Genomic DNA, 22651 nt, shown 5'->3' on the forward strand with positions numbered 1-22651 from the left:
GTATTTAGGCGCTCGCACATCGAATGATTTCCTTCTCATACTTGCAGCAATAATATTTCTCCCCGTTATTGTAGCAATGATGAAAAAGAAATAGGCTTCTGCGAGGGCAGGAGTAACAGCCATGACGGGCTATCCGTGTAGAAATACATGGGTAGCCCTTTCTTATTTTAGGAGGTAAGTAAATGAATATAAATTATAAAAAACTGGCAGATTCTATTCTCGTGGTAATTGATCGGCGACGCGATGATTCGGGGGGCGTATAATGACCTTTTTCCCTATGTCGTAATTGGGAAACTGATACTTGTTCTATGACGTATTTCCGGATTCGCCATTGGTACAGACCAACGCTGATACAAAAATCATTAACCTGAAAAAAATCCCGCTTCCCTACCATTATATGCCGTTCCATTGACGCTCGACAGGTGGGCTTGTCAGAAGCAACGAACGTGCTGATTTTAGACGACTGCGTGGAGGGGCGCGAGGAAGCAAAGAGCCGTCAGCGGCTCGATGATAAGTGGTAGGTCATTTCCGACGATATTATAAAGGAGAAATCATCATGAAAATCAACTGGAAAATGCGATTTCGTAATAAGACTTGGTTTGTAACTTTTATGGGCGCAGTCTTAACCATCGTATATCAAATTTTAGGCATGGCTGGAATCTCCGTACCGGTTTCGCAAGATGCACTCACAAACATTTTAATGATGGTCGTGAATCTGCTTGTTCTGCTTGGAGTAATTATCGACCCGACTACCAGTGGTGTAACCGATAGTACAAGAGCACTTACATATGACGAACCGAACGGAGAGAAGTGAGATGAATGATATTCTTGTAGCGCTGATTACAGGCGGTCTGGCGCTCATCGGGTCTGCAATCGGGGTGTTTTCCGGGATTAAAACCAGCCAGAAGGTGACAGAGGTCAAAATTGAAGAATTGACCCGCGAGGTGCGGGAACACAATCATTTTGCAAAGCGAGTCCCCGTTGTAGAGGAGCAAATTAAAGTCATCAATCATCGAATCGAAGATTTAGAAAGGAGATAATCATATGAGTAATAGCAAATTGATATCGTTCACCAAAATTTCTCCAAACAAAAATAGTCCGAGAAATCACAAAATCGATACCATTACGATTCATTGTGTCGTTGGTCAGTGTTCTATTGAAGTGCTCGGGAATGTTTTCTCAAATTCTTCTATAGAAGCATCGTCTAATTATGGCATCGGATATGATGGGAAAATCGGAATGTTTGTGGAAGAAAAAGACAGGTCATGGTGCAGTTCGTCTTCGTCAAACGACAATCGAGCAATTACCATCGAGGTCGCAAGTGACACGAGCTATCCGTATGCAGTAACAGCAAAAGCATATGCCGCGCTGCTTAATTTGGTAACAGATATTTGTAAACGGAATGGGATTAAAAAGCTTGTATGGTCGAAATATAAATCGGATCGGGTAAACCATCGAAAAGGATGCAATATGACTGTACATCGCGATTATGCTAATAAATCCTGCCCCGGCGAGTATCTGTATTATAAAAGCATCCGGAAATTGCAGCAATTGCAGCAGAGGTAAACAAGCGCTTAAATAAAAGCCGGTATACCGTGTGCGGAAAAGCTGGAAAGATACAAAATTTCAAATTGGTACATATACTGATTTAAAAAAGACTAAAAAGGCAGCGAATCAACATAAAGGTTATTTCGTTTTCGATGAATTCGGAAAAGCCGTTTATCCTATTGTAAAACCTAAAAGCTACACAGTGCGCGTGACGGTTGATGCTTTAAACATTCGTAAAGGCGCAGGAACCCTCTGCAAAAAGGTCGGAATGATTACAGATCGGGGCGTGTATGCCACACTAAAGGTAATTGGGGTAAACTAAAATCTGGTGCCGGATGGATTTGCTTGAAGTACACGAAAAAGGTTTAAAAAACGGAGATCACCTATAATGGGTGGTCTCCGTAATTACCACATAAAAAAGACACTCTTTATTACAAAGAGTGTCTTTTGGTTTGGACGAAAACCGTCCCCCATACAATATAGGGTTCGGATATGCGTCCAATGGTGGAGCATAGCGGGATCGAACCGCTGACCTCTACACTGCCAGTGTAGCGCTCTCCCAGCTGAGCTAATGCCCCGAATCGGAGCCGCCATTTTGACGGCTCAATTATCATAGCACATTTTCCTGCGTTTGGCAAGAGGAAATTTCCGTTTTTCCGCAAAAACTTGACTGCAAAAGCGCAAACTCAAAGATTCGGCAGCAGAGACCGGTAATACGGCAAGAGGCCGATTTTATCCGGCGTGTGCTCCGGAAGCTGATAGAAATCATAACCCGGAAAATCATTGCCTTCGATGATTGCCGGGCCGTCCGGCATAATGCAGACATCCCAGCCGACATATTTGATCTGCGGCACTTCCAGCGCCGCGCGCTTGCACATCTCGATGGCTTCCTTGACGTAAGGCAGCTGATATCCGATCAGCGGGATCCCGGTATACGGGTGCGTATCGTAATTGATCAGCTTCGAGGTATGCGCAACACCGCAGATTTTTCCGGTTTCCTGATCGATCGGACAGGCAAGGCCGCTGTTTTCCATGTTGTCGACGAACTTGCCCTCATTTCCCATCTTGCACACCGCATAGGCGCAGTGCGCTATGCCGTCCGGCGCAACCAGCGTCACAATCCGCATGGTGTTGACCGCAAGCGGATAGAGCTTTGCCATGTCGGGATGCTGGACGATCAGCTCTTCCAGCACGCCGAAGTTCTTTTCCGGATTTTTCACATATGCGTACATCTCGGAAAGGTCCTTAAACGATGCGCGGTCGAGCTTTTCAATGCCCTTGCCGCTCTCTGCGACATTGGGCTTTGCAATAATCGACTCTTTGCCGTCCATAAAGGTGCAGAAGGCTGCCGCATCCGCCTCGCCAAGATCGAGAAAATCGCGGCGCAGATAGGCGCGAAAGCGCTTGTTAAAGACATTTTTCTCGTCAAAGATATACGAATACGCCTGGTCGTTGAGCATCATAATGATTTTTTTGTTGATTGTCCGCGTCACATAGGTTTTCCGCTGTTTCGCGTTCATATCATAAAATCCGAAAATGATGTAATCATAATACCCCGCACCGTACCGGACTGCACAGTTGAGGATATCAAAAAACAGAAAAACCTTGTTTTTGCCGCACCGGTCATGCACACGGTTGATGACGTCGGCCATCTTCCGGAAACGCGCACCGGTCAGCATCTGAAAGAAATATTTAACTCTGCTCATGTTTCTCCGCCTCAATCTGTTGATTTTCGGACGCTGCCGGCTGCTCTGCAAGAACCGTCTCGAGAGAGCGCCTGAGAATGCCCAGCCCCTCATAGAGATATTCGTCCTCGATCACAAGCGGCGGCATAATTTTCAGCACATTATTTCCGCGTCCGGCGCGTTCGGCAATCAGGCCGTTTTGGAAGCACGTTGAAACGACCTTGGCGCTGATGGAAGGATCCGGCATGCCGTTAAAGTCGATTCCCCAAATCAGGCCGATTCCGCGCGTCTTTAAACGGGAATCGAGCGGCTCGATTTCTTCCTTGAGGAATTTCCGGACAATTTCGCCTTTGCGCCGGGTCTCTTCTTCGATGTGGTTTTCCAGCATAAATTCCAGTCCGGCCTTTGCCGCAACAAATGCAAGCTGGTTGCCGCGGAAGGTGCCCGTGTGCTCGCCCGGCTTCCAGACATCGAGTTCCGGCTTGAGCATCACAACCGCAAACGGCAGGCCGTAGCCGCCGATCGATTTCGAAAGCGTGACAATATCCGGCACAATGCCCGCACGTTCAAACGAGAAGAACCAGCCTGTCCGCGCAGAACCGACCTGGATATCGTCGACGATCAGCAGAATTCTATGGCGGTCGCACAGCGCGCGGAGCTGTCTGAGCCACTCTGCGTCAAACGGATAGACCCCGCCGTCCGCCTGTACGGTTTCCAGAATGATCGCCGCCGGTTTTGCGACGCCGGAATGGTCGTCCGTCAGGATGGTTTCGAGATATGCAATGGTATCGAGCTCCGGGAACTGGTACGGCGCGGGAATATGTGTGACATCCGTCAGGGCAACGCCGGCGGCCGCACGGGATTCCGCGTCTGTTGTCAGCGAAAGCGCGCCGAGCGTCATGCCGTGAAATGCGCCTGTAAAGGCGAAAATACCCGAACGTCCCGTTGCCTTGCGCGCAAGCTTCAGCGCAGCCTCCACCGCGTTGGTTCCGGTCGGCGCCGGGAACTGCAGCTTGTAATGCAGTCCGCGCGGGTGGAGAATTTTGTCCTCGAAATAGGCAATGAATTCCCGCTTTGCCGTCGTGTACATATCGAGCGAATGGAGAATTCTGTCCTCAGTAAGATACCGGATCAGCTTTTCTTTAATATACGGATTGTTGTGTCCGTAGTTGACCGCGCCGGCGCCGCAGAAAAAGTCAAGATAGGACCGGCCGGATTCATCGCGCAAAAACTCGCCTTTTGCATATTCAAAAACAACAGGATAGTGCCGGCAGTAAGACCGCACCTCGGATTCGTATTGTTCAAAAATAGTTTCCACGAAACGATTCTCCTTTTTATTCTGGAGGGCAAAGCGTTCCCCACCATAATCAGATCGTTCTTATTATGCGGTTTTCCCTTCGGTTTGTCAAGAAGAGGCGTCCCGGCAAATTCTTAAATCTTTCTAAAAAATATCAGAGATCCATATATTGCCGGTACAGCGGAAGGTCCCCGGTCTTTTCCCCGGAAAGGCTCGGTTTCATCTGAAAGATTCCGCAAAACCAGTTTCCCTCAATCAGCGCGCAGCCGTCCGGCAGCACCGCAACGTCCCAACCGACATACCGCAGCTTGGGCACCAGACGCGCCGCTTCGCAGACCAGCGCGTCCGCTTCTTGCATCAGCGGAACCCGGAATCCGGAAAAGGGCACTCCGCTTGCCGGGTGCTTTTCAAACACATGCCCCTCTTCGTCTATGGCAGGCGCAAGCACCGTGCCGTCCGGCGCGCAGAACGTATACATGCCGCCGGAAGAAAAATTATCGGTCACGCCGCCGTTGCCGACCTTTAAGACCCGTTTGAGCACCACCGGCTCTCCATTCTCCTGCAAAAAGGTGATCATCCGCAGCGTATTGACCGCGCCGGCATAGAGTTTATCCATCTCCGGGTGCTGGATGAGCACTTCTTCCACCAGGACCTGTCCGTTTCTGCGCAGCCGGTGAAAGAGCGCCGACAAATCCGGCTCTTTTTCGGTATCGATCCGCTCGACACCGCGGCCGCCGCAGCCGCAGACCGGCTTGACGATCAAAACCGGGTGGCGCGCTGCAAAGGCGCGGAATGCCTCTTCCCCGCATTCCCGCAAATCCAGCCATTCCCGCTTTAAAAACCGGGAAAACATCCGGTTAAAGGCCGCTTTATCCTCCAGGCTTTCCCACGCAGATTTGTCGCAGTAACGCGTCACAATCGAATTGTTGATGCCGCTTGTCAAATAGGTTGCGCGCTCCTTGGCATTCAGAAGGTAAAACTCGAATTCATAGTAATCCATATATCCGGACTGATACCGCAGGCTGCACAGGATGATATCCAAGAGCACCGCCAAACCCGGACGCCGGGTCTTTTGGGCAACTTTCTTTGCAATCCGCCGCATATTTTGAAAATCAACATCCTTCAGGCGCGAAAGATAGTACCGTACCTGCTGTATTTTGTGCATATTCATTCCACTCCTACTCAAATTCCCTGTTCTATTATCATTCTGCAATGCGGGCTTGTCAACCATATTCCCAAAATCCGTGCCGAAAAACGCGAATTTGCGGAAATTCGCGCAAAAGGCCGGAATCCCTCTTTTCTCAGTATCTCCAATATGCTATAATAAATTAATCTGTTCTTTGGCGCCGGAGCCTTTCGGTACCGGCCCGATACAGAAAGAAATCGAGGGACAATGGATCATGGAATATTCTGTAAATCACGGCGCCTGGAATGCGGTTTTTGCCGTTCCGAGCAGCCTTGTTGACCAACATATCCGCCTTGCCGGCGCTTTGCAGCTTAAGGTGCTGCTCTGGGTGCTGCGCCATGCGGGGGAACGCTTTACACCGGAGATGATTGCCGAGGCGGTCGGCGCCAGCGCTGCCGACGTCCGCGACGCGATGCAGTACTGGACGATCACGGGTCTGCTCAGCGAAACCGCTGCACAAGACGACGATGCACCAAGCGCCGCTGCGCCTGCACCGCAAAAAAGCACAGCGGATGCGCATACGCCGGCTTCGCTTTCGGAACCGGCAGCCAACCCGCCGGCCAGACAGGCTCCAGCGGGCGATGCTGCCCAAACTGCCGCCGCGTCTGCGCCCAATTTTTCTGCTCCGGCGGCCGCTTCGGCAGCGTCTCCGGCAGCTGCGCCGAACGCCGCTTTTCCGGCGCCGCGCAGAATTCCGAAGCCGGACGGGCTGTTTCTTGCCAAGCGGGTTTCGGAATCGGAAGAGCTTTCCTGCCTCATGCAGGAAGCGCAGGTCATCCTGGGACGCGCGCTTTCTCCGGGGCTTTCTTCCGGGCTGCTCATGCTCTTTGACGATTACGGTCTGCCGGCAGACGTCATTCTGATGCTTTTGCAATACGCCAAAAGCCGCGGCCGCGATAACACAAGCTACATCGAATCGGTCGGTAAAAGCTGGGCAGACGAGGGGATCAACTCGCACGAGCGCGCAGAGCAGAAACTGCGCCGCCTGGATGAAACGGCGCTGGCCTGGCGGCGGTTGCAGACGCTTCTGGGAATTGACCGGCGCAGCCCCAGCCGCCGGGAAGAGCAGTTTGCTTCCGCCTGGATTACCGACTGGAAATTTTCGGATGCGCTCATCCGCGAAGCCTACAACCGCTGCATCGATGCAACCGGCAAGATGAAGCTCAGCTATATGAATAAGATCCTGGAAGGCTGGCATCTCAAGGGAATTTCCACCCTGGAGGCCGCACAGGCAGAGCAGCAGGCCGTTCGGGACCGCAACCGGAAAAAGGCGCAGCCGCGCGCCGTGACCTATGATCTCGATGCACTTGAGCAGATGGATCTGACTTCGCTGCCGAAATAACAAGCGAAACGAACGGGAAGGATCACAACGCCATGGGATACAGTAAGGAATTATATGACCGCGTTTTGAAAATTCTGCGGGAACGCAGGGTCTCGGCAGAATTGCAGGCCAAAGAGCGTGCAGCTGCCTTTTATGCAATGGAGCCGCGTGCAGGGGCGCTTGAGCGGGAAATCGCCTCGACTGCGGCAAAGGCCGCAAAAGCCATCCTGCAGGGGGCCGACGCCGTCGAAAAGATGAAGGCGCAGCGCGACCGCAATCTCGCCCTGCAAAAAGAGCGCGCCGCTCTTTTGCGGAAAGAAGGGCTGCCGGAAACCTACCTGCAGCCGGATTACCACTGCAAGCTCTGTAAAGACACCGGGTTTCTCGACGGAAAAATGTGCGGCTGCCTCAAGCGCCTGCTGCGGGAGGAGGCGTACCGGGAACTCAATGCACTGACGCCGCTGACGCTCTCTTCTTTCGAAAATTTTTCCCTCGATTTTTACCCGGACACGCCCACCGCGGACGGAAAGCCCTCCGCGCGCAAGCAGATGGAACATAATTTGCAGATCTGCAAGGACTACGCCCGCGATTTTTCGGAGGAATCCCCCAGCCTTCTGATGCAAGGCGGCACCGGACTCGGCAAAACGCACCTCTCCCTCGCAATTGCCCGCGCGGTCATCGACAAGGGCTTCGGCGTGGTTTACGGTTCCGCACAGAATCTTGCCATCAATCTCGATAAAGAGCGCTTTGGCAGCGGCGGCAGCGAGACCATGCAGCATCTGCTTTCCTGCGATCTTCTGATTCTCGACGATCTCGGAACCGAGTTCTCGACCAGCTATATCAGCGCCGCCATCTACAATATCATCAACACCCGCCTGCTCTCACAAAAGCCCACCATCATCAACACGAATCTTTCGACCCCGGAGCTGCAGGAACGCTACACCGAACGGTTTGTCTCCCGGATTATCGGCGCGTATCTTTTCCTGGCGTTTATCGGACAGGATATCCGGCAGGAAAAACGCCGGAGGAAAGTCGGCCGCTCCTATAGCTAAGGAAAGCTCTCCGCACCGGCATGCCGCGGCAATGAATGAAAGAAAGCGCCGTGCAAACTTCCGGAGCCAAACCTGAGGCTGACTTTCTGAAAATTGCGCGGAAAAGCGCGTGCAGCACGTTCCTTTTCGGAGCCAATGGGAGAGGCTGTTTTTTAACCCCTCTGCAAGATTTTTGAAGGTATCTAGAACGACAAACAGAGCCGGTACATAGTTTCATCAAAGCTATCGGCGAGAGATTTTCTCCCGCCGATTTGATGTGCTGTGTACCGGCTCTGTATTTCAGAACCCTTGAATGTTTGCCTTTTCCACATTGCAGGCAGATGCTGCTATGGGACGGCGGCGCCGCAATCTCTTTTTCGGCGGCTACCGTTTCTGATAGCCGCCGCATCCGTTAAACCGTTTTGTTATCTGTTGTACTTTCTCTTTCTGCTGACAACCATTGTACCGATGGCTGCGCCGCCGCTGACAAACAACAGCGTGATCCAGAGGATCAGATTGCCGGTGTCGCCGGTTTTCGGGCTGGTCGTTTCGCCTGTGTTCGGCTTGGTATCGCCCGGTGTTGCCGTCGCAGAGTCGGACTTCCAAGTCGCCTCATAGGTGGCGTTGCCTGTCACTGTGGCTGCAACCGCAGGCTTCCATCCGGCAAAGGTATAGCCCTTACGGGTCGGCGTACCGCTGAACGCAGGCGTCGCCTTGCCGGATTCTACGGTATAGGTCTGATCCTTGAAGATTTCTTCATTGTCAACACCGTCTGTATAGGTAACGGTGTACTTCTCGGAAGGCGTCAGCTTCTCCCACTGTGCGGTGTAAGTTACATTTCCGGTCACAGTATCGGCAACTGCGGGAGACCAGCCGATGAATTTATAGCCATCACGGGCAGGCGTACCGCTGAACGCAGGAGTTGCCTTGCCAGATTCTACGGTATAGGTCTGATCCTTGAAGATTTCTTCATTGTCAACACCGTCTGTATAGGTAACGGTGTACTTTTCGGAAGGCGTCGTACCGCCTGTCTCTGGGGTCATCGTCAGGTCGGTAAGAACCCACATGGTGCCGTCGGAACCGTCGCTCTCATCGCCTTCGTAGCGCGTGTAATTTACAAATTCGCCGTTGATCTTCAGCTTGGTGTCGGGGCCGAATACATAGCGGTCGCCATAAATAGTCGTCACATATACACCGTAATGATAGGTCTTTCCTGCTTCAAAAGCGGTGATTTTGTTATTATAAAAATTCCCGAAGTCCGTAGACATCGCGCCGGTCTTGCTGTCCAGCTCCCACCACTCGCACCGGTATGCGTAGTTTGCGCCCTCGGGCACCTTGCCGGTGAACACGGGCTTATCGCCATCCTTGAAGCTGACGGTGACACCGTCGATCTCTACCACATCAATGACGGTCAAGGTAGGCATCGTGATCGTTTTAATAGCGGGGATATACATAGAACCGCCGACGAAAGGTGCTGATACTTTTTGTCCGTTCACGGTAATGACGGTTTCACTGCTAAAGGAATATCCGTCTTTCGGCTCCAGCATAAGAGAATATACATAGCTCTTGCCGCTTTCAAACTGCGTGATGGCCGGCAGCGAACCGTGTGCGCCGTTATCAGAATACCAAGCGGCAACGGGTTGGTTGTTTTCAAACTGCTGCCAGCATTCATAAGCAATTTCGTATTTATCGGCATCGAAGTTTGGCACCTCGGCTGTTGCCTGCGGGGTATCGCCCGGCTGATAGTTGAAGTTCACATTCTGAACAGCGGCAGATGGGATTACTGAATCGTCAGGATATTCAGAGATCTGCTTAAAATGGGCCGTGAACGTCACGTCACTTTTCACGGTAACTTTGTTCTGTAGTTGATCAGAGGAAAGAGCGGTGCCAGCAGGAATGGCAGTATCACTGCCGACCTGGTAGACGGTAGCATCGGCTGTCCAGTAGGCGAACTCATAGCCTGAATTTGGAAGCAAAACATCGATGATGCTGCTGGCAAAGCTGAGCGTCTCTGTCTCGGATACATTCAGCTTGTAGTAGTAGGGCTTGTTAACATCATCGTCAATGCCATAATACACAAACGGAATCTGGTCGTTTTTAGTCATGGTTCCATAATCTCCAGGATAAAATTTAACAGCATACGTTCCAGATTCCGCAAACGCCGTCATCGGCATCAGCGTCAGCACCATGCACAGCGTCAGCAGTGCTGTCAGCAGTTTGGTTTTTATGGGGCTGGGTTTCATTGGGCTTGCTCCTTTCTGCGGCCTATGCCCGCAATCAACGCTCTTTTTTAAATGCTTTAAATGCAGTTTATCTCGCTGATAAACGCCCTAGCATATTTAGGCATGTCAATTATACCATATAAAGAGGTATGATTCAGCTTGTTTCCCAAAGTGTCAATTGACTCTTTTGGTAATTCTCCTTGTTCCTCACATTTTTTACGGAGAAACACGATATACCCGCCATAGATACTCTCTAAATTGACAATTTCGGAAGCCCTGTTTCGGATGCAGCTTATTTTACCCGCCCACAACATCGGTTCACTGTTTTTTCATCTTTTCGGTAATCCCTTCAGCTTCTGCCATCTGTTTTTCCAGCCGAAAAAACAAGTCCTTCGCCTGCTGGCCGATGCCGGCAAGATAACCGTTCCGCTTACCGCTGGTTATCAGATTGGTGCAGCACGCCCTGCGGCGGCTTTTCAGAAACCGGCAAAGCCGGTCAAACCGCGTGCTGCCGGCCGAGCACCATTCTGGAGAAGGCAAGCGCGTCCTTGGCGTCCCGATCGAGCACCTCGGCATCGGCGCCCTCGGAAAGATCGCGCCAGACCTTAATCGCGCTGCCGATCGTGCCGCCCTGCTGCACAAACGGCTCCATCACAACATCGCCGTCAAACCCGATTGCATGCAGCGCATTGCCGATTTCAAACCACGGCATTCTGCCCTTGCCCGGCACCCGGCGGTTTGCTTCTCCGGTGTGCAGACGGCCAAGGCGGCTTCCCGCTGTCACGATGGCGGAATAGAACGAATCCTCCTCGATGTTCATATGGAAGGTATCCAGCAGCAGCTTGACGTTCGGAAGGCCGACCTCCTCACAGAAGCGGACGCCTTCGGCTGCCGTATTGGTCAGGTAGCCCTCAAACCGGTTGAGGCATTCAATGCAGAAATCGACGCCGCAATCCGCCGCGACCTTTGCGACTTCCCGGACATTCTCAACGCCGATTGCCCAGTCACGGGCCTTGTCGACCGGTTTACTGTAATCGACCGGCCAATAGGAATTGAGCCCGCCTCCAATGGAGTCGATGCCCATTTTCTGCAGACGCTGCATCAAATCGATAAAATAGGCCTTGGCCGCTTTGGCAACCGCAGGATCCGACGAAGACAGATTCCGCTGCGGTGTCGGCCCATAGCCCGCCGTCAGACGAACGCCGTAATGCGCCGCCGTATCGCGCAGACGCGCCATGTAAGCGTCCGTGTAGTGCTCCATCGGTGCACAGCTGAGCTCCATGACATCAAATCCGAGATCCGCCGCTTTTCGAATATAGTGTTCATAGTCGGCGTTCCATTCTTTTTCCCAATAAGCAAAATAAATTCCAAATTTCACGCTGTATTCGCCTCCTTTTGTCCTGATTGTAGCATAACAGGCACATGCTTTGCAAGATCGTTTCTATACTTCTTCCAAACGGTGGACGCCCGGCGCACTGCCGAGCAGCTGCATCATTTCCATATGGCTGCGCGGAACCTCGCTCTTTGCCGTACAGAGCACGCAAAGCCCGCTGTCCTCGGTGAAGCCGTCTTTCATGATCTGAATTTCCGTCAGCGAAAATCCATGTTCGCGCGCGTAGTCGAAGAAGGTGGAAAACGCCACGCCTGCCTGAAATTCGGCATAGAGGTCGATCCACTTCGAGCGGCTGTGAATTTTGTTATCCAGGCGCTGTAAAACGGCCATGACAAGATAAATCGCCGCACCGCCGGCCAAGGCGCCCTCATAAAAGCCGATTCCAACCGCCAGGCCGCAGCATCCGGCTGTCCAAAGCCCGGCGGCAGTTGTGATGCCCTTGACCTGATTTTTGCCGGTCACGAGAATACTTCCCGCGCCGAGAAAGCCGATCCCGCTGACGACCTGCGCGCCCATCCGAACCGGATCCGATCCGCCTTCGGTCTGAAAAACGTATTGGTTCGTCATCATCACGATGGCGGCGCCAAGGCTGACGAGCATATAGGTCCGAAACCCGGCCGGACGGTTTTTGCGGCCGCGTTCGATGCCGAGCAGTCCCCCGATCAGGAGCGCCAGCAGAATTCTGACCGGAACGGAAATCCAGTTGAGCTCCCGCAGTACTTCGAGTTTTTGCATAAAGATCCCTCCTGCACGCCCGGAAGCAATCCGGGACGGCATGTTTCATTATATTATATAGAAATTTACGCAAAAGTTCAACTGGTTTTCCGCGTTTCTCCCTGCAGATGCCTACGCCAGATGGTGCAGCGCCGGGCCATCGAGCAGCCTGCCGTCGATGTCGAAGCGCGACCCGTGACACGGGCAGTCCCAGCTGTGCTCGTCCGGATTCCATTCAAGCTGGCATCCCAGATGCGCACAGCGCGTCGGCACGACGTGCACCGTGCCGGTTTCGTCCTTGTAGACGCCGATTTTCTGGCCGCGGAACTCAACAAGCTGACCCTGTCCGCGGGGAACCGCCTCGGCGGCCTCTGCAGGCAGGGTGAACCACTCTGCGGTCAGGCCTTTTACAGACTGCAAACTTTCGTCCATCAGCGCTTTCGCAGAAGCGGAAAAATGGAACCGCTGCGGCGAAAAGAGTGGATACCGCGCTTTTCCATGCAAAATTTCCTCCGAAAGGCTCTGCGCGGCGGCCATTGAGCCGGTCATCCCCCATTTTCGGAACCCGGCCGCAACGTACAGATCCGGCGTGCTGGCGGAGTATCGCCCGACATAGGGCAAGCCGTCCAGCGTTGCGCAGTCCTGCGCCGACCAGGCCGCTACCTCCCGGCTCTCCGGAAACAGCGTCTTTGCAACCGCGCGCAGGTCGTCATATTTTCCGCCGTGGGTTTCGCCGGTGCGGTGTCCGCCGCCGCCCAAAAGCAGTGTTTCCCCCGCGCTGCGAAACGAGTAGCCGTCCTCCTCGATGCCGTAATACGTCCCGAGCAGCTTCGGCGCGCCGCGAAGCGCCAGCACATAGGAGCGCTCCTGGTGCATCCGCATGAAATAGTACCCGGGGCGGTTTAAAAACGGAAAATGCGTCGCTATGACAATTTTTTCTGCTTCGACAACGCCGTGATCGGTAATTACCGCATGATCGCGCACGTCCATGGCGCGTGTGTGTTCGTAAAGATGCAGCTCTTTTGCAAGGCCGCCCAAAAATTTGAGCGGGTGCAGCACGGCGCTTTCCGGAAAACAGAGCGCGCCCTTTACGGCAAACGGCAGTTCTGTCCGATCGGTCAGCTTTGCGGAAATTCCGCAGAGCGCCGCCGCATGCGCTTCTTCTTCCAGCGGCGCCGCGGTACGCCTGGCGTAGAGAAAGGCCGGCGCCTTTTGCAAATCACAGGCAATTTCTTCCGCTTTCGCTACCGACCAATAGGCGGCGACTGCCCCAGCCATGGCGCTTGCGTATTCCTGTGCGGCAGGCTCGCCGAGTTTTCGGATCAGTTCCGCATACGTCAGACCGTGCTGTGCGGTCATTTTGGCGGTCGTCTTTCCGGTCGCGCCGCATCCGATGCGCGCGCCTTCCAGCAAAACGACCTTTGCCCCGCCTTTTTTTAAAAAATAGGCGGTCAAAACGCCGGCCATCCCGCCGCCGATCACGGCAACTTCTGTTTTGAGATCCTGATTGAGCCGATCGTGTTCCGGCAAGGCGCCGGTTTCATACCAAATGGATTCCATCTGCTCGCTTCCCTTTCCCTTTGCGTTTTGATTTTATTAGGATGGATCCGATCCGGAAAAATATGCAGAAGCGGGAATGGATTCGATGTATAGAGCAGAAGGCCTTTTGGCCCAAACACAGCATTACCAAGGCAGTCTGTCTGTTTGAAGCGTCAAAAATTCGGTCGGCGTGCAAGCGGACGCTGCAAAACCGGCTCTGCAAAATACACGAAACCGCGCAGGCCACCGGGCGCAGCCGCCTTTTTCGATGCAAACATGAGCATTCGGCGGGTCTTTTTCCAACACGCGCACATGCAAACACGCGCCGCCCAAAATTAGCCCCTTAGCCGGCTTTCCAAAACCGGAAGCGCATCCGCGCCGGCATCGACCCACCGGAGACACAGACTCCGTCAGCCCATCCAGTCTTGTTGTCCGCCGGATTGCAGATCGGCCTTCACAATCGCGCTGCACCGCGTCCGCCGAATGCATGCGGTTGATTCTCCGAGACAAACGGCGGCTTTCAAGCCAAATTGCAGGTCTGCGCGAACCGTGCCCTCCGAATTTATACGGTGAAGGGCATGCGGCAGCCTGCAGGCGCACACGTGCCGCAGAAATTTGAGCAGCAAAAAGCGCACCCAGCCGCAAGAGCAGGATGCGCTTCGATTTTTAAAAACACAGCAGACAGATTTCCTTACGCAAATTTGACGATGGATTTTACGCTCTCCGGCAGCTTATCGGACTCGAGCGACACTGAAAGCGTCACGTTCGTGCCGGTGTGCGTCGACATCGTGGACAGCTTCTCGACAAACGCCGCAAGCGTCTCAATGTCATCGCCGATGATTTTCAGCGTCGTGTCTACGAAAATGTCCGTGACGTCATAGTTGCCGGCGCAGATTCCGCTGAGGAAACCAAAGAGCATATCGACGCCCTGGATGCCGTATTCTTTGACATCGATCAGACGCGCTCTGTGGTTGATATCATAACGGAGCTCCATTCCCCGCGCAACAACTGCGACATATCCTTTCGAGCTCTCGATCGCTTCGTTGGCCTGTGCAATTAACCGCTTTGTTTTTCCTGTCCCTTTTGTGCCGATCAGTAAATTTACCATAGATAAACACCTTCCGCCTTTTTATTTCTCCGCGCAAAGCCGCGCGGGGATTCTTGATCTTTGTTTTGGATTTGTCCGTGCCGAATGACCGGCAGATTACTTTTGCAGGCGCGCTTCCAGCGCATTCTTTGCATCCTCATAGCCGGGTTTGCCGAGCAGCGCGAACATGTTCTTTTTGTAGCTCTCCACGCCGGGCTGATTGAACGGGTTGACGCCCATCAGATATCCCGAAATCGCGCAGGCCTTTTCAAAGAAATAGATCATCCGGCCGAGGGAATCCTCCGAAAAATCCGGTGCATGCAGCACGAGGTTCGGAACGCCGCCGTCGTTGTGCGCCAGGACCGTGCCCTCATAGGCTTTTTCGTTGACATAGGACATGGTTTTGCCGGTAAGGAAGTTCAGGCCGTCCACGTTCTCCGGATCGTTTTCAATCACGACTTCGCGCTGCGGGCGGTCGATCAGGACAACCGTCTCAAAGAGGTTGCGGGTGCCGTCCTGAATAAACTGACCCATCGAGTGCAGGTCCGTCGAGAAGATAACGGACGCCGGATAGACGCCCTTGCCGTCCTTGCCTTCGCTCTCGCCGAAGAGCTGCTTCCACCACTCGCACATCAGCGCAAAGCGCGGCTCATAGCTGACGAGAATTTCTGTTGTTTTGCCCTTGCGATACAGGATGTTCCGCGCCGCCGCGTACTGATAGCAGGGGTTTTGGGTCAGATCGTCGCTCGTATATTCCGCGCGGGCATTGGTCGCACCCTGCATGAGAGCCGAAATATCTGCGCCGGAAACGGCAATCGGAAGCAGTCCAACCGCCGAAAGCACCGAATACCGGCCGCCGACGTCGTCCGGAACGACAAAGGTCTCATAGCCCTCGCGGTCTGCAAGCTGCTTGAGCGTTCCGCGCGCCTTGTCGGTTGTGCAGTAGATCCGGCCGCGGGCTTCTTCTTTGCCGTATTTTTCTTCGAGGAGCTTGCGGAATACCCGGAACGCAATCGCGGGTTCCGTCGTGGTGCCGGATTTGGAGATCATGTTGATCGAGACGTTTTTGCCCTTGCAGATTTCAATCAATTCTGCAAGCGCGTCGCCGCTGATGCTGTTGCCGGCGAAATAGATCTCCGGCGTGCCCTTGCGCAGGGCGTTGTAGTTGTTTGAGTGCAGATACTCAATCGCAGCGCGTGCGCCAAGATACGATCCGCCGATTCCGATGACGATAAAGACGTCGGAATCCGACTGGATTTTTTTGGCCGCAGCCTGGATCCGCGCAAATTCTTCCTTGTCATACGCGACCGGAAGATCCAGCCAGCCGAGGAAATCGTGGCCTTCGCCGGTTCCTTCGTGCAGCACCTGATGCGCCGCTCTGACCTGGTGCGCAATTGCGCTGTACTCGTTTTCGCGGATAAATCCATCTGCATAGCGTGTTTGAAAATTCAGAGACATTGTGTTTCCGGTATTCCGGGTTTTGCAGTCCTTGTTTTTTGGAAAGCCTTGCGGCTTTCTTTCTAAAAACGGCCCCAAAACGAAAACCGGCACCCTCCCTTTTTCTTTTAGATTTGTCCGTTTCGGCGGAAAAATTCCGGACGGACACAGAATAGAACACAAAATATGGGGGATTTTTTCCAGCTCCATAAGTTGTCTTGTATTTATTTTACAATAGGTGCGGTTGTTTTGCAAGGCAGGCTTTCAGAAATTTACAAATTTCTTTAAAATCGAAGCAGTTCCTCCAAAAGTACTGTCAATGCCGACGGAAGGGTGATCTTTTCCACCGCCGCTTTTGTCAAAACCTTCCGAATCTGCAAGACTTCTCCGTCCAGGGTATAGGTCAGAACACCGGCCTCCTGCCCCATCTCGACCGGCGCTTCCAGCAATTCGCTGATCGACACCTCGCAGGTCACTTCGCTTTCGCTTCCCTTTTTCACCAGCATCGGCAAAGCCGCTTCCGCTTCGATTTCAACCTCTGTCTGCATGCCGTTTTTTACCGGAACCGGCACCAGCTCCGGCGTTTCCGGCTCTGTGACCGTCCAGCCCGCAAACCCGTAATCCAAAAGCGCCGCCGCGTCGGCAAAGCGGTCCTTGGTGCTCGGGCAGCCGAGAACCACCGCGATCAGCTTCAGGCCGCCGCGCTCGGCCGTCGCGCTGATGCAGCTGCCCGCCGCGCTGGTCGTACCGGTTTTCAGACCCGTGATGCCCGGATATGTTTTGATCAGCTTATTCGTATTGACCAGCTGCGTCTGTCCACCGCGAACCTCGTCGATCCAAATCGTCGTATAGTCGAAAATTTTCTCGTGCCGGATCAGCTCCCGCGACATGACGGCAACGTCGTGCGCGCTCGTCAGGTGGCCCTCCTCGTCCAGGCCGTTGCAGTTTTTGAACACCGTATCCGCCATACCGAGTTCCTTCGCGCGCGCGTTCATCATGCCGACAAATTCATCCTCTGTGCCCGCCACGTGCTCCGCCAGCACCACGGCGGCATCATTCGCGCTCATCACAACGGTCGCCTTGATCAGGTCGTCGACGCTCATCACTTCGCCTTCCTTGAGCCAGATATCCGACCCGCCCATCGAGGCTGCGTGCGCGCTGGCCGCGACCTCATCGGTCAGCGCAATTTTCCCGCTGTCGATGGCCTCCATGGTCAGCAGCAGCGTCATGACCTTCGTGATGGAGGCACAGGGCCGCACTTCGTGCGAAGCCTTCTCATACAGGATGCTCCCCGTCTCAGCCTCCATCAAAATGGCAGACGGCGCGCTGAGCTCCTCATCTGCAATCGCCTTTACGCCGGGCGCCGGCCACAAAAAGCACAACACTGCCGCCAAAAGAACCGCTATTATCCGTTTACGCATACCGCACCTCCAAGATTCTATCCTGTTTTCATGTCTATGCGGACAAAAAGCATGACATGCACACTTGCATCGCCGTACCGCAGGCCATATAATAGGAATCATGAGGCGGCAAAAACGCCCGGATCTCTTGTTACATGATAAAAGGAAGTGAATCCCATGTCCGTAGCATCCGTAAAAGCCTATCTGCGCGCATTCGGAAAAGAGGACGACGTGCAGGAATTTCCGGTTTCCAGCGCAACCGTAGAGCTTGCAGCACAGGCTTTGCAGGTCATTCCTGCGCGAATCGCCAAAACGCTTTCCTTTGCCCATAAGGACGGGCACGGCATCTTACTGGTTGCGGCAGGAGACGCTAAAATTGACAACGCAAAATTCAAGCAGCAGTTTTCCTGCAAGGCAAAAATGCTCACCCCGGAGGAGGTCATCGCCTGTACCGGGCACGCTGTCGGCGGCGTGTGCCCCTTTGCGATTCCGGACCCGCACACAGAAACCTACCTTGACCGTTCGCTTCTCCGGTTTTCTTCGGTATTCCCCGCGGCAGGAAGCGCAAACTCCGCTGTGGAGATGACCTGCGACGAGCTGTACGCTGCTGCAAACGCGCGCGGCTGGGTCGACGTCTGCAAGGGCTGGCAGACAGAAGCCTGACCAAATTTCGCGCAGTTTCACCGGTTTCTTTGGTTCCTTTTTAGAATTCGCCCGGAATCCGCAAAAAGTTTCCGCCCGGCATTGACAAGCGTGCTTTGTTATGCTATTATAGTCACAGTTTAGCACGCTAATACATTAAATTATCAACTGGAGGAACCAACCATGAAGAAACTTTTTGCATTGCTTCTCGCAGTTTTGATGCTCAGCGCCGTTCTGACCGGCTGCGGCGGCACAGAAAAATCCGGCGGCTGGGATTATATCGAAAAGAAGGGCGTTCTGGTGATCGGCCTGGACGATACCTTCGCACCGATGGGCTTCCGCGACGAAAACAACAACCTTGTCGGCTTTGACATCGACCTCGCAACCGCGGTCGGCGAACAGCTCGGCGTGGAAGTGGAATTCAAATCGATCGACTGGGACGCCAAAGAGATGGAGCTCTCCTCGAAAAAAATCGACTGCATCTGGAACGGCATGTCCGCCACAGAAGAACGCCAGAAGACCATGGCGCTGACGAAAAAGTATCTCAACAACAAGATCGTCATCATGACGATGGATCCGAACGTCAAGGTCGATTCCGTCGAAGATCTGCAGAATCTCAAAATTGCGACGCAGGCCGACAGCGCAGCGCTCGAAGCCATGCAGGCAAACGAAGCCTTTGACAGCTTCTCTGCCAACATCTCGGAATATCCGACCTATGACGAATGCATCCTCGATATGCAGAGCGGCCGGATGGACTGCATGGTCGTCGACCAGGTTCTCGGCGAGTACAAAAACTCCAAGATGGACGGAAAAATGACCGTCTGCAATTTCGATTTCGGCAACGACTTTTACGCGATCGGCTGCCGTAAGGACGACACCGGCGTTGCCGATAAAATCAGCGATGCCATCGGCGCACTGATCGAAAACGGCAAGGCTGCGGAGATCAGCGACAAATGGTTCGGCAAGGATATCGTCATCCTCGAAGATTACGAATAAGCAGGTCCTGGCAAAGAACAGAACAGCAAAAGGGAGCGCAGCGGGTTTGCGCTCCCTTTCGGACACTCTTAACGCTTTAGAAAACAGGTGAATGTATGCAGGAATTTTTCACACAGGCGGCGGATACCCTCTCCTACGTCGGGCTTTTGATGCCTTCTCTCTTGCAGGGTGCGCTCGTAACCGTCAGACTGTTCGTATGGACGCTGCTGCTCTCCATTCCGCTCGGTCTGCCCTTTGCGCTCGGCAGCAACAGCCGGTTTTTCCCGGTACGCTGGCTTTGCAAGGGCTATATCTGGATTTTCCGCGGCACGCCGCTGATGCTTCAGCTCTTTTTCTTCTATTTCTTCCTCCCGATTACCCTCAATATTACGCTCGACGAATTCACCACAGCGGTTGTGACCTTTGTTTTGAATTACGCCGCCTATTTTGCGGAAATCTACCGCGCCGGCATTGAAAGCATCGACAAAGGCCAGTACGAGGCGGCAAAGTCGCTCGGTATCGGCCCGCAGCGCACCATGTTCGGCATCATCATCCCGCAGACGATCAAACGGGTTCTGCCGCCGGTGTCCAACGAGGCCATCACGCTGATTAAAGATACCGCGCTGGTTTCAGTTATCAGCGTTGCCGAACTGATGAAAGCGGCAAAGGGCGCTGTGAACCGCGACGTCAACGTGACCGCCTATGCCATCGCGGCCATCATCTACCTTGTTTTTACATTCCTTCTGACCATGCTCTCGCGCTATCTGGAAAAACGCTTTTCGCGCCACGAGCAGAAAGGAGTCTAAGCGATGGAACCTGTATTGCAGATGAAACACATTCTCAAACAGTTCGGCTCCCTGCGCGCGGTCGACGATGTCAGCCTTTCGGTCTCAAAAGGCGAAACGGTTGCCATCATCGGGCCGTCCGGCTCCGGCAAGAGCACGCTCCTGCGCTGTGTCAACCATCTTGAAAAGATCACCAGCGGGGAAATCATTGTCAACGGCGAAGTCATGGCGCATACCGGCGCTTCCGGTGCGGCGCAGTACCCCTCCGACAAGGAGATCCGCCGAATCTGCCAAAACACCGGCATGGTGTTTCAGCATTTTAACCTTTTTCCGCACATGACCTGTCTGCGCAACATCTCCTATGCGCCCGTCAAGGTCAAAGGCATTCCGAAGGCGCAGGCCGAAGCGCGCGCCAGAGAGCTTCTGCAGATGGTCGGGCTCTCCGAAAAGGCGGATGCCTATCCCGCGCAGCTTTCCGGCGGACAAAAACAGCGGATCGCCATCGCGCGCGGACTTGCGATGGATCCTGCCATCATGCTGTTCGACGAACCGACCAGCGCGCTCGATCCGGAAATCACGAGCGAGGTGCTCAATGTCATGCGTTCCCTCGCACAGGCGGAAACCACCATGCTCGTCGTCACGCACGAGATGGGCTTTGCGCGCGAGGTTGCCGACCGCGTCCTCTTTATGAATGAAGGCAAGCTTCTGGAAGAGGGCACGCCCGACGAAATTTTCGGTCATCCGAAGAGCGACCGGCTGCAGGCATTTTTGAATATGACACTAAAAATCTGAGAAAACTTGGAACGCACCGGTTCCTGCACACATTTTATCCTGAAAAACGCGCCGCCGGACAGCATACCCGCATGAAAAAAACGGGCGTGCTGCCCGTTTGGCGCTTTTGCGTCTCTATTGTGCGCCGGCTCTGCCGCACAAAAGGCAGCCGCACGGCGCGCTTCGCTCACGGCTCGCTTTTATAGGGGGCGTTCTGCGCAGCCTCCGCACAAACACACCTTCGCCGTTTGCTGTGCGTCATTTTGGTCTGGTTTTTTATTTTGATAGAACAATTTATAGAAAGGATCCTGCCTGATGAGTATGATTTTTTCGCTTCTGCATGAAATTGAGATTCCAAAATTCTACCGAATTCAAAATCATCTGTGCGCGACGCACCTTACAGATGTTCCTGCCGCGGTACGCAGCGCGCTGACGCGTCCGGGGACGCTCGACCGGATCTTTCCGGGCGCGACCGTCTGCTTTACCGGATCCAGCCGGGAAATTGCAAACGCCGTCCCGATCCTGCGCACGCTGGCGGAGGAATTCCGGCGTGTCGGCGCAAACCCGGTTCTCGTGCCGGCCATGGGAAGCCACGGCGGCGCGCTCGCCGAAAATCAGCGCGCCATTCTCACGCACTACGGCATCACCGAAGCGAGCATCGGCTGCCCCATTCACTCCTCTATGGACACGGTCGAAGTCGGCAAAACGCCGGAGGGGCTTTCTGTCCACATGGACGCCTTTGCGGTTTCCTGCGACTTGATTGTGCCGGTCGGGCGCATCAAAGCGCACACGCAGTTCCACGGCTCTGTGGAGAGCGGCATCATGAAGATGATCACCATCGGACTCGGCAAACAGCACGGCGCCGATCTGTGCCACGCGTTCGGCATGCGCGCACTTGCCCGCTATGTGCCGGAGTTTGCGCGGGTTTCGCTAAAGAACTGCAATATTCCGTTCGGTATCGGCATTCTCGAAAACGGCGTGCACGATACCTATCAGATTGCGGCCATTCCGAGCGAACACATTGAAGAAGAAGAGCCGGAGCTGCTGAAACTCGCCAAAAGCCTGATGCCCTCTTTCCCCTATGATGAGATCGACATCGTGATGGTCGACCAGATGGGCAAGGAAATCAGCGGCGACGGCATGGACACCAATGTGATCGGCCGCGACTTCTTTGAACGTGGAAGGCGTCCCGGCATCCAGCGAATCGCGGTGCGCGATCTCTCCAAAAAGACCGGCTCCAATTTTTACGGCATCGCGCTGGCCGACATGGTCACGCGCCGGCTGTTCGATAAAATCAGCTTTGAGGAAACCTATCCGAATTTTATCACGAATGTCACACCGGAAGGCGTCACCATTCCGGCGGTACTCGCTTCCGACAAGCTCTGTCTGCAGGCCTGCATCAAGACCTGCACCCGCAAAGGTCCGGATTTCCCGCGGGTTGCGTGGATCCGGGACACGCTCCATCTCGGCGAATTCTATGTTTCGGAATCGCTTCGCCGGGCGCCGATCACCGAGGGGTATACCTGTACCTTCGAGGACACGCCGCTGCACGCGGAGTTCGATCCCGACGGGAATTTCCTCGGGTTTCAGCACGAATCTGCCTGAAAGGCTAGGAATA

At 53.9% G+C, this 22651-nt stretch carries 22 protein-coding genes and 1 tRNA gene; 11 read left to right on the plus strand and 12 right to left on the minus strand.

The window, feature by feature from the left end:
* Nucleotides 1–556: 556 nt before the first annotated feature.
* The 4 genes from IAG03_RS03785 to IAG03_RS14385 are packed head-to-tail and all read left to right on the plus strand — an operon-like array spanning nt 557 to nt 1870.
* A complete protein-coding gene (locus tag IAG03_RS03785; protein WP_249318484.1) occupies nt 557–814 on the plus strand; it encodes a phage holin in 258 nt (85 codons plus the stop codon).
* Nucleotide 815: 1 nt separating this feature from the next.
* Entirely contained in the window at nt 816–1040 is a 225-nt protein-coding gene (locus IAG03_RS03790) for a hypothetical protein (RefSeq protein ID WP_249318485.1), read from the plus strand.
* A 4-nt stretch (nt 1041–1044) separates the two neighbouring features.
* The gene (locus IAG03_RS14380) at nt 1045–1566 is read left to right on the plus strand and encodes a peptidoglycan recognition protein family protein (protein WP_346726097.1); all 522 of its coding nucleotides are present in this window, start codon (nt 1045–1047) and stop codon (nt 1564–1566) included.
* Between the two features lie 31 nt (nt 1567–1597).
* Nucleotides 1598–1870, plus strand: a complete 273-nt coding sequence (locus IAG03_RS14385; protein ID WP_346726098.1) for a hypothetical protein — start codon at nt 1598–1600, stop codon at nt 1868–1870.
* A 180-nt stretch (nt 1871–2050) separates the two neighbouring features.
* Here IAG03_RS14385 and IAG03_RS03800 read toward each other — a convergent pair.
* From IAG03_RS03800 to IAG03_RS03815, 4 genes are all read right to left on the minus strand, one after another.
* Nucleotides 2051–2126 (minus strand) — tRNA-Ala (locus IAG03_RS03800).
* A gap of 108 nt (nt 2127–2234) precedes the next feature.
* Entirely contained in the window at nt 2235–3254 is a 1020-nt protein-coding gene (locus tag IAG03_RS03805; RefSeq protein ID WP_249318486.1) for a sugar-transfer associated ATP-grasp domain-containing protein, read from the minus strand.
* Nucleotides 3241–4551, minus strand: coding sequence for a diaminobutyrate--2-oxoglutarate transaminase (ectB, locus tag IAG03_RS03810; RefSeq protein ID WP_249318487.1), 1311 nt, complete (start codon nt 4549–4551; stop codon nt 3241–3243). Before ectB ends, IAG03_RS03805 begins: the two co-directional genes overlap by 14 nt.
* Before the next feature lie 133 nt (nt 4552–4684).
* Nucleotides 4685–5695 (minus strand): sugar-transfer associated ATP-grasp domain-containing protein, encoded by a 1011-nt coding sequence (locus tag IAG03_RS03815; protein ID WP_249318488.1) that lies wholly within the window; start codon nt 5693–5695, stop codon nt 4685–4687.
* 235 nt (nt 5696–5930) lie between these two features.
* Here IAG03_RS03815 and IAG03_RS03820 point away from each other — a divergent pair, with 235 nt between their 5' ends.
* Entirely contained in the window at nt 5931–7058 is a 1128-nt protein-coding gene (locus tag IAG03_RS03820; RefSeq protein ID WP_249318489.1) for a DnaD domain protein, read from the plus strand.
* Between the two features lie 32 nt (nt 7059–7090).
* Nucleotides 7091–8089, plus strand: coding sequence for an ATP-binding protein (locus IAG03_RS03825; RefSeq protein WP_249318490.1), 999 nt, complete (start codon nt 7091–7093; stop codon nt 8087–8089).
* A gap of 404 nt (nt 8090–8493) precedes the next feature.
* On the opposite strand, the gene IAG03_RS03830 is transcribed toward IAG03_RS03825, so the two are convergent.
* From IAG03_RS03830 to IAG03_RS03860, 8 genes are all read right to left on the minus strand, one after another.
* Nucleotides 8494–10311 (minus strand): InlB B-repeat-containing protein, encoded by a 1818-nt coding sequence (locus IAG03_RS03830; protein ID WP_249318491.1) that lies wholly within the window; start codon nt 10309–10311, stop codon nt 8494–8496.
* Nucleotides 10312–10608: 297 nt separating this feature from the next.
* Nucleotides 10609–10866: a TnpV protein gene (locus tag IAG03_RS14505; protein ID WP_430472434.1), complete on the minus strand. Its 258-nt coding sequence runs from the start codon at nt 10864–10866 to the stop codon at nt 10609–10611.
* Nucleotides 10787–11668 carry a D-psicose 3-epimerase gene (locus IAG03_RS03835; RefSeq protein ID WP_249318492.1) on the minus strand — a complete coding sequence of 294 codons (882 nt, stop codon included), beginning with the start codon at nt 11666–11668 and terminating at the stop codon, nt 10787–10789. The genes IAG03_RS14505 and IAG03_RS03835 overlap by 80 nt, the downstream gene beginning before the upstream one ends.
* A 63-nt stretch (nt 11669–11731) precedes the next feature.
* Nucleotides 11732–12418: an MgtC/SapB family protein gene (locus IAG03_RS03840; RefSeq protein ID WP_249318493.1), complete on the minus strand. Its 687-nt coding sequence runs from the start codon at nt 12416–12418 to the stop codon at nt 11732–11734.
* A gap of 111 nt (nt 12419–12529) precedes the next feature.
* Complete coding sequence (locus IAG03_RS03845; RefSeq protein WP_249318494.1) at nt 12530–13957, minus strand: FAD-dependent oxidoreductase; 1428 nt, start codon at nt 13955–13957, stop codon at nt 12530–12532.
* 670 nt (nt 13958–14627) lie between these two features.
* Nucleotides 14628–15044 carry a hypothetical protein gene (locus tag IAG03_RS03850; protein WP_249318495.1) on the minus strand — a complete coding sequence of 139 codons (417 nt, stop codon included), beginning with the start codon at nt 15042–15044 and terminating at the stop codon, nt 14628–14630.
* 96 nt (nt 15045–15140) lie between these two features.
* Nucleotides 15141–16481, minus strand: coding sequence for a glucose-6-phosphate isomerase (locus tag IAG03_RS03855; RefSeq protein ID WP_249318496.1), 1341 nt, complete (start codon nt 16479–16481; stop codon nt 15141–15143).
* Nucleotides 16482–16744: 263 nt separating this feature from the next.
* On the minus strand, nt 16745–17881 hold the full coding sequence (locus tag IAG03_RS03860; RefSeq protein ID WP_249318497.1) for a D-alanyl-D-alanine carboxypeptidase family protein: 1137 nt from the start codon (nt 17879–17881) through the stop codon (nt 16745–16747).
* Nucleotides 17882–18037: 156 nt separating this feature from the next.
* Between IAG03_RS03860 and IAG03_RS03865 the strand changes: the two genes are divergently transcribed.
* The 5 genes from IAG03_RS03865 (at nt 18038) to IAG03_RS03885 (ending at nt 22638) form a co-directional block, all read left to right on the plus strand.
* Nucleotides 18038–18523 (plus strand): YbaK/EbsC family protein, encoded by a 486-nt coding sequence (locus IAG03_RS03865; protein WP_249318498.1) that lies wholly within the window; start codon nt 18038–18040, stop codon nt 18521–18523.
* 162 nt (nt 18524–18685) lie between these two features.
* A complete protein-coding gene (locus tag IAG03_RS03870; protein WP_249318499.1) occupies nt 18686–19498 on the plus strand; it encodes an amino acid ABC transporter substrate-binding protein in 813 nt (270 codons plus the stop codon).
* A 149-nt stretch (nt 19499–19647) separates the two neighbouring features.
* Nucleotides 19648–20283 carry an amino acid ABC transporter permease gene (locus IAG03_RS03875; RefSeq protein ID WP_249318571.1) on the plus strand — a complete coding sequence of 212 codons (636 nt, stop codon included), beginning with the start codon at nt 19648–19650 and terminating at the stop codon, nt 20281–20283.
* A gap of 3 nt (nt 20284–20286) precedes the next feature.
* Nucleotides 20287–21054 carry an ectoine/hydroxyectoine ABC transporter ATP-binding protein EhuA gene (gene ehuA, locus IAG03_RS03880; RefSeq protein ID WP_249318500.1) on the plus strand — a complete coding sequence of 256 codons (768 nt, stop codon included), beginning with the start codon at nt 20287–20289 and terminating at the stop codon, nt 21052–21054.
* A gap of 294 nt (nt 21055–21348) precedes the next feature.
* A complete protein-coding gene (locus IAG03_RS03885) occupies nt 21349–22638 on the plus strand; it encodes a nickel pincer cofactor-dependent isomerase, group 22 (RefSeq protein ID WP_249318501.1) in 1290 nt (429 codons plus the stop codon).
* Nucleotides 22639–22651 lie beyond the last annotated feature (13 nt).

Origin of the sequence: Yeguia hominis (genome assembly GCF_014384705.1) — a bacterium.
GTDB lineage: Bacteria > Bacillota > Clostridia > Oscillospirales > Acutalibacteraceae > Yeguia > Yeguia hominis.